Origin of the sequence: Hafnia sp. HMSC23F03, assembly GCF_001816025.1 — a bacterium.
Taxonomy (GTDB): domain Bacteria; phylum Pseudomonadota; class Gammaproteobacteria; order Enterobacterales; family Enterobacteriaceae; genus Hafnia; species Hafnia paralvei.
In genome coordinates this window covers 78,177-85,003 of record NZ_KV824232.1, presented here as the reverse complement: position 1 = coordinate 85,003, position 6,827 = coordinate 78,177, and the positions used below count along the sequence as shown (strand labels likewise).

Sequence of the window (6,827 nt, the reverse complement as noted above, 5' to 3'; positions counted from 1 at the left end):
TCTGCTCCCTTTGGCCGCTCGGGAACCCCACCACGAAATTCGTGGTTGCGAATTGTTATCCGGTTTTCTCCGGAAAGCCGTGGCTGACAGCTTTTTATCGACTCTGGAAGAGAAGATGGTGGTGGGGGAAGGATTCGAACCTTCGAAGTCTGAGACGGCAGATTTACAGTCTGCTCCCTTTGGCCGCTCGGGAACCCCACCAGATTTTTCGTCGCTCCGTTATTAGCGGAAGCGGGGCGCATAATAACAAATCGCGCCGCGCTGTAAAGCATTGGGAGGTAAAAAATATTTCGTTTGCCGTTTTTTTGCACTTAACGCTTTTTGTATGAACAAAATGCAGAGCAAAAATCGACAATCAGAATATAACCGTCCGATTCCCATAAACAAATACGCGTTGTGCTAGCACACGATAAAGTGCACGACTCAGCACGTTTTTCTCAACGTCGCGTCCCGCGCGCATCATTTCATCCGCGGTATAGGTGTGATCGACGTTAATCACGTCCTGCATGATGATTGGACCTTCATCCAAATCGTTATTCACGAAATGCGCCGTTGCGCCGATGATCTTCACTCCGCGCTCGTAGGCCTGATGATAAGGTCGAGCACCAATAAACGCGGGAAGGAAAGAGTGATGGATATTAATGATTTGATTTGGGAAGTGGCTAATGAAGTCGGGCGTCAGTATGCGCATATATTTAGCCAGCACGACATAGTCAGGGGCGTGTTTTTTAATCTCAGCCACCATAGCGGCATCATGCTCTTCGCGCGATAGCCCTTCATGGCTCACTAAGGTGAAAGGAATATCAAAACGTTCAACCAATGACTGCAACGTGGCGTGATTACCGATGACTGCTGCAATTTCAACGTCTAATCCGCCAAACGCACTTTTCATCAGCAGGTCGCCAAGACAGTGCGCTTCTTTAGTGACCAGTACCACAATGCGTTGACGTCCAGCAACGGTCAGTTCGCGCTCGGAGCCGGAAGGCAATGCACCATCGAGATCGGCAAGTAGCGTTTCGTCGTTGAAAATCCCTTCCAGTTCCGTCCGCATGAAAAATCGTCCGGTAAGGTGATCAACAAACTCATTATTTTGGATGATATTAAGTTGATGTTTGTAACAAATGTTAGTGATTTTCGCGATCAGACCTTTCGCATCAGGGCAGATGGTACGAAGCACTTTGCGTTGAACAACGGGCTGTGACATGTGTTGGTTTCCTGTCTGTACGACGATTTATTGTTGCTAATGAGCTTACTGCCCACAGCATTTCTTATATTTTTTACCTGAACCGCAAGGGCAGGGATCGTTTCTGCCAACCTGTGGTTTGGTTCCATCTACATAATACCAACGTTGATTCAAACGAATAAAGCGCGAACATTCATGAATCGAATTATTTTGTTGCTCGGACTCAGAAGTGTATCGGGCAAAGAATTCGACGAAGCCTTCATCTGCATTTTTCCCTGTGGCGGTTTTAACAATGGTCAGCCCAAGCCACTCGGTGCCAGAAAAACTCTCTTCTATTGCGGCACGTTGGCTCTGCATTTGGCAATCAGGATGCCAGCTGTCAATTAGGTAGTCGGCGTTGTGTATCACGTAGGCGGTATAGCGCGAACGCATCAGCTGTTCGGGTTCGACGGCAATCGATCGGCCGCCAATAATCGGGCCACAGCACTGTGCGTAGGTTTTGCCACTGCAGCACGGGCACAGCGCATCATCACTGAGGGATGAAGAAATAGATGACGAGAGCATGAGTTGACCTCAAAGCTAAAACAAAAATATGGGCACTATGGTAGCGAATCCTTATCGCAGCGGCTATGAAGGAATGACGGAGACTGTGTTTTGGCTAATACCTAGTAAATCTTTGTAACGAATAGATCTTTTAGTTAAATGTGCGTAATAGCCCGCAAAACACGTGATTACAGAAATATCTATGCGGCACAAGGGCACATCTTGAGCCAAAATAGAAGGAGCACTAGTGAAAGGAGGTTATAAATGGCGCAGCCACTGGAAAGTAAGCGGATCTTGATCGTTGAGGACGATCCTGTTTTTCGCTGTGTACTTGCCGGATACCTCCAAGCCCAGGGCGCCTTAGTTCAAGAGGCCGCCAACGGAATAGAGGCATTAAGCTCACTGGATTCATATATCCCCGATGCCATCTTATGCGATCTGGCGATGCCAGAAATGGGCGGGATTGAATTCGTAAAGCGGCTAAGAGAAAAAGGTTTTCAAACGCCGGTGGTTGTGATTTCAGCCACTGAAGAAATGGCTGATGTCGCGAATGCGATGCGGCTAGGTGTGCGTGACGTTTTACTCAAGCCAATAACCGATCTGAGTCGGTTGCAAGAAACATTACTGTCATGTTTTTACCCCGATTTGTTTGATTCTCCCGCGTTAGAAAAAGATGAATTGGCGCATGATTGGGAATTGCTGAGCCGAGATCCTGAATATGCCGCTCGGCTACTGAAACAGCTGCAGCCGCCGGTTCAGCAGACGGTTTGTGGCTGTAAGGTCAATTATCGCCAACTGACTTCATTCAATAATCTGGGGCTGGTTTTAGATATTGCGCCTTTATCTGATACCGATCTGGCTTTTTATTGTTTAGACATTTCGCGGGCGGGGGAAAACGGCATTTTAGCGGCATTAATGGTTCGTGCGATTTTTAACGGGTTGTTACAGGAACAGTTAGCGCATCAACAGCAGCGTTTGCCTCAGATGTCGACGATTCTAAAACAGGTGAATCAACTGCTGCGACAGGCAAACCTTGAAGGGCAGTTTCCCTTGCTGGCGGGCTATTACCACACGCAATTGCAAAATCTGATCCTGGTATCGGCAGGGCTGCATGCCAAAATTCATGCCGGAGAGCATTTGATACAGCTGAGCAGCGGTGTTCCGCTAGGAACCATGGGGTCAATCCATGTCAATCAGGTTAGCCAACGCTGTAGCCACTGGCAGAGCCAGATTTGGGGCGCAGGTGGACATTTAAAGTTGATGCTGACATCTCCGCAATAATAAGCCTGTTTTCAGTTTTATCTGCTTCCAAGAATGAGGCATTGATGGGCAATTAATAATCTAGCAGCATGTTTGCTTGTAATATCTTCAATCAATCTGTAATTGCCTTGAAATTAATGCGCACAAACTACGAACTGATATACTCGCGCTGGTAATTAGCATTCATGTCCGGAAGAAGAACGGAAATGAACATAGAGCTAAACGATTAGAGAGGTTGTATGTCAACGTCAGTAAGAAAAATCAGAAAAGCTGTTATACCTGTTGCCGGACTTGGAACTCGCATGTTGCCAGCAACCAAAGCTATCCCGAAAGAGATGCTTCCGTTGGTCGATAAGCCGCTGATTCAGTATGTTGTTAATGAGTGTATTGCTGCGGGTATTAACGAGATTATTCTGGTTACTCACTCTTCAAAAAACTCTATTGAAAACCATTTTGACACCAGCTTTGAATTAGAAGCTATGCTGGAGAAGCGTGTAAAACGCCAGTTGCTCGCCGAGGTTCAATCTATTTGTCCTAAGCACGTCACGATTATGCAAGTGCGTCAGGGGCTGGCTAAAGGGCTTGGGCATGCAATCCTATGTGCTTATCCATTGGTTGGTGATGAGCCGTTCGCTGTTATCCTGCCAGATGTAATTTTGGATGAGTACACTTCGGATCTGAGCAAAGATAACCTAAGTGAAATGTTGTCACGCTACGAAGAAACCGGTCACAGCCAAATTATGGTTGAGCCAGTACCGATGGAAAATGTGTCGAACTACGGCGTTGCAGATTGCAGCGGTGTGGATCTGAAGCCCGGTGAAAGTACTCCGATGAAAGCGGTGGTAGAGAAGCCTGCGCGTGACAAGGCACCTTCAAACCTTTCCATCGTTGGACGCTATGTCCTGTCTCCAGAAATTTGGCCTCTGCTTTCTAAGACACCTCCAGGTGCGGGTGAGGAAATTCAGCTCACAGATGCCATTGCCATGTTAATGAAGAAAGAAACCGTTGAAGCATATCATCTGAAAGGCTTAAGCCACGACTGCGGCAACAAAATGGGCTACATGCAAGCCTTCGTGGAATACGGCATGCGCCATGGCTCTTTAGGCAAGGAATTCACCAGCTGGTTAAAGTCACTGGACTTAAATGACGAATAGCTACTAGCTAAGCGATATCGTGATAGAGGGGATGCATGTGCATCCCTTTTTTATTTGGTAAATTTCTTATTGATAAAGAGTGAATAGTTTTCAAGGTAAATAATTGTCACAAACTAGATGCGGTTTAATTTAAATGTTGTCTAAATATCTCTGTGCAGGTAACAAACTAAGTCAAGGGTCAGTTTGCTTTACTAAAGCGATACCTTCTTCAATCATGTTAGTCATTCAGGAATCTTCTCGTCTGCGCTCGCTTATTCGGGAACAATCCCATACCTCTTTTGTGGTAATGGCGGACTTGCGTGGAAAAAAATTAGCCAGATTGAAGATTCATTATATCAATATAACCATAGTTTCTGATGTTTATTACTTAAAGCCTGCCTGCACTATCCGCGAACGAAAAAGGATTCCGCTTCTGAGCTATTCTCTGCACAGCAAAGAATGAAGAAAGATAGAGAATGTAAAAATTAAACCAGAGGAGATCTTTTCATCATTGGCCTCACGCTGTTGATACGGTTTCATTCAGCCAGTTGGTTTCCGAGAATGGAATTTACACTCCAGAATTGAGCGCTGAGGCTCTCATAACCAGTTCGCGTTGTTGTTTAGCGATGATGTCAAATGACACAGAATAGTGGCGTCATATCCTCAATCTTTAAGTTTATAAACGGGCGGGGAAACCGTGAGGAGTGGGATATTGAAATGACAGCGGATTGCGGGTAAAAAAATAGCCCCATTAGGGGCTATTTAGGCTGATTCAGTTGTAATATTCGCGAGGAAGATTACAGCAGGAAATCGTCCAGAGACTTACCTTGTTCTTCAATAGCGTGCTTGATAACAGCTGGGGTACGGCCTTGGCCGGTCCAGGTTTTAGTCTCGCCATTTTCATCAACATACTGGTACTTAGCTGGACGCGCAGCGCGCTTAGCTTTACCAGGTGCTTTACCAGCAGCCATGCTCTGCAGCAATTCGTTAGGGTCGATACCGTCTGCAATCAGCATTTCGCGATATTGCTGCAGTTTGCGGGTACGCTCTTCGATTTCTGCTTGAGCCTGACTATCTTCTTCACGACGTTCTTTTACGACAACTTCCAACTTCTCCAGCATTTCTTCCAGAGTTTCTAAAGAGCATTCTCTAGCTTGAGCACGAAGAGTACGGATGTTGTTCAGAATTTTTAATGCTTCGCTCATTGTCCTAATCTCAAATTATATTGGTGGGGGGGCGTCTCGATTATAATAGAGTGCCAGTTTATTTAACGCAATAGTGAATTTTGTAAGATTAGCAAAATATTTCGTAATATAAGCAAATAATGCCTCTTTAAACACTACAACGAATATAGCCGCTTGTTATTCAGATTACAATAGACCCATTACCAGCAAAACCGATAGAGGTGACTATTAAAATATATACCTACAAGCCTCATTGCTATGTGCCATCAGTGGATATTTTTTGTTGATTAAATCTACAGGTTTTAAGCAGTCCATACTCATGTAACCGAATTCATCGCGACATATAAGAGAGTAAAGCGTGACGATTATCAGAGCTTCGGAGTGCTAAACCTCTTTATAGTTGCAGTTCTATCAATTAGCAAAAACAGAGTTTGTGTGGGAATGATTTTGTTTGATTAAGTGATGTCGCACTCATTTTTGGCCAAAATATTGTTTTAACAGATATTGATATAGATACGGGCTTTAAGAATATCTCAGTTAGACAATCAGCATTTTACCTAATTTTGTCCCATCATCGTCGTGCTGGCTGTGATAAAATCGCGCCCGTTACGCAATTCTAAATGGGGGCTCAGGGCAGGTTGTGGCACAACTATATTTTTATTATTCAGCGATGAATGCAGGTAAATCAACGGCGTTACTCCAGTCTTCCTACAACTATCAGGAACGAGGAATGCGTACTTTGGTATTTACTGCAGAAATTGATAATCGCTTTGGGGTAGGGAAGGTCAGCTCACGTATTGGCCTGAGTTCACAGGCTCAGCTATATAATAGCCAAACGGCGCTATTTGACATGATTCGCCAAGAGAATGAATCTCTACCGGTCAACTGTGTCTTGGTTGATGAGTGCCAGTTCTTAACCAAAGATCAGGTAAACCAACTTTCCGACGTTGTGGATTCTCTCGATATTCCCGTGTTGTGTTATGGATTGAGGACTGATTTCCGCGGTGAGCTGTTTGGTGGTAGCCAATATCTATTAGCTTGGGCTGACAAGCTTGTTGAACTTAAGACCATTTGTCACTGCGGTCGCAAGGCGAATATGGTTTTGCGCTTGGATGAGCATGGCAATGCGCTGAAAGACGGTGAGCAGGTCGTTATCGGTGGCAATGAAAGCTATGTATCGGTATGCCGTAAACACTACAAAGATGCGCTAGCGTGATATTTGACGACGCTACACAGGTCACCGAGAGATAAGACCACACATAAAGCGCACGTCAGCTTCTGGGCGTGCGCTTACTCCGCGAGACTCCTTCCTATTAATGTGGCTATCGCCGCTTCTATTTATCTAGCGCTGAGTCTAGTTAGCTAACATTTTACCGACTATGGCGTCTTTATAAGGCTGTTAAACGGCGAATTTCAACTTTCTTACTTCATACATAAATTTTATTTATATTTTATTCTCATCCATGCTGCGATAGAGTTTTAAAATAGAAGATATGAGTTTTAAAAATTATAAAAATAGATTAA

General features: G+C 44.8%; 6 protein-coding genes and 2 tRNA genes (1 of these 8 only partly in view). 3 read left to right on the top strand and 5 right to left on the bottom strand.

Annotated features, from left to right (window positions below; genetic code table 11):
* The 4 genes from HMPREF3091_RS14260 to HMPREF3091_RS14245 form a co-directional block, all read right to left on the bottom strand.
* A tRNA-OTHER gene (locus HMPREF3091_RS14260) sits at nucleotides 1-32 on the bottom strand; it reaches 52 nt to the left of the window's first position.
* 84 nt (nucleotides 33-116) lie between these two features.
* Nucleotides 117-201, bottom strand: a tRNA-Tyr gene (locus HMPREF3091_RS14255).
* 154 nt (nucleotides 202-355) lie between these two features.
* A complete protein-coding gene (purU, locus tag HMPREF3091_RS14250) occupies nucleotides 356-1,204 on the bottom strand; it encodes a formyltetrahydrofolate deformylase (protein WP_004093058.1) in 849 nt (282 codons plus the stop codon).
* Nucleotides 1,205-1,249: 45 nt separating this feature from the next.
* On the bottom strand, nucleotides 1,250-1,747 hold the full coding sequence (locus tag HMPREF3091_RS14245; RefSeq protein ID WP_070716546.1) for a YchJ family protein: 498 nt from the start codon (nucleotides 1,745-1,747) through the stop codon (nucleotides 1,250-1,252).
* 243 nt (nucleotides 1,748-1,990) lie between these two features.
* Between HMPREF3091_RS14245 and rssB the strand changes: the two genes are divergently transcribed.
* Both rssB and galU read left to right on the top strand, forming a co-directional pair.
* Nucleotides 1,991-3,007: a two-component system response regulator RssB gene (gene rssB / locus HMPREF3091_RS14240; RefSeq protein ID WP_004093060.1), complete on the top strand. Its 1,017-nt coding sequence runs from the start codon at nucleotides 1,991-1,993 to the stop codon at nucleotides 3,005-3,007.
* Between the two features lie 218 nt (nucleotides 3,008-3,225).
* Nucleotides 3,226-4,140 (top strand): UTP--glucose-1-phosphate uridylyltransferase GalU, encoded by a 915-nt coding sequence (galU, locus tag HMPREF3091_RS14235; protein ID WP_004093061.1) that lies wholly within the window; start codon nucleotides 3,226-3,228, stop codon nucleotides 4,138-4,140.
* A 776-nt stretch (nucleotides 4,141-4,916) separates the two neighbouring features.
* On the opposite strand, the gene hns is transcribed toward galU, so the two are convergent.
* Entirely contained in the window at nucleotides 4,917-5,324 is a 408-nt protein-coding gene (gene hns, locus HMPREF3091_RS14230; RefSeq protein WP_004093062.1) for a histone-like nucleoid-structuring protein H-NS, read from the bottom strand.
* Between the two features lie 619 nt (nucleotides 5,325-5,943).
* Here hns and HMPREF3091_RS14225 point away from each other — a divergent pair.
* The gene (locus HMPREF3091_RS14225) at nucleotides 5,944-6,519 is read left to right on the top strand and encodes a thymidine kinase (protein ID WP_008813725.1); all 576 of its coding nucleotides are present in this window, start codon (nucleotides 5,944-5,946) and stop codon (nucleotides 6,517-6,519) included.
* Nucleotides 6,520-6,827: the final 308 nt, after the last annotated feature.

Excerpts from the sequence above, each read along its gene's own strand:
- purU (WP_004093058.1), bottom strand. The coding sequence starts at position 1,204 with ATGTCACAGCCCGTTGTTCAACGCAAAGTGCTTCGTACCATCTGCCCT.
- HMPREF3091_RS14245 (WP_070716546.1), bottom strand. The coding sequence starts at position 1,747 with ATGCTCTCGTCATCTATTTCTTCATCCCTCAGTGATGATGCGCTGTGC.
- rssB (WP_004093060.1), top strand. The coding sequence starts at position 1,991 with ATGGCGCAGCCACTGGAAAGTAAGCGGATCTTGATCGTTGAGGACGAT.
- galU (WP_004093061.1), top strand. The coding sequence starts at position 3,226 with ATGTCAACGTCAGTAAGAAAAATCAGAAAAGCTGTTATACCTGTTGCC.
- hns (WP_004093062.1), bottom strand. The coding sequence starts at position 5,324 with ATGAGCGAAGCATTAAAAATTCTGAACAACATCCGTACTCTTCGTGCT.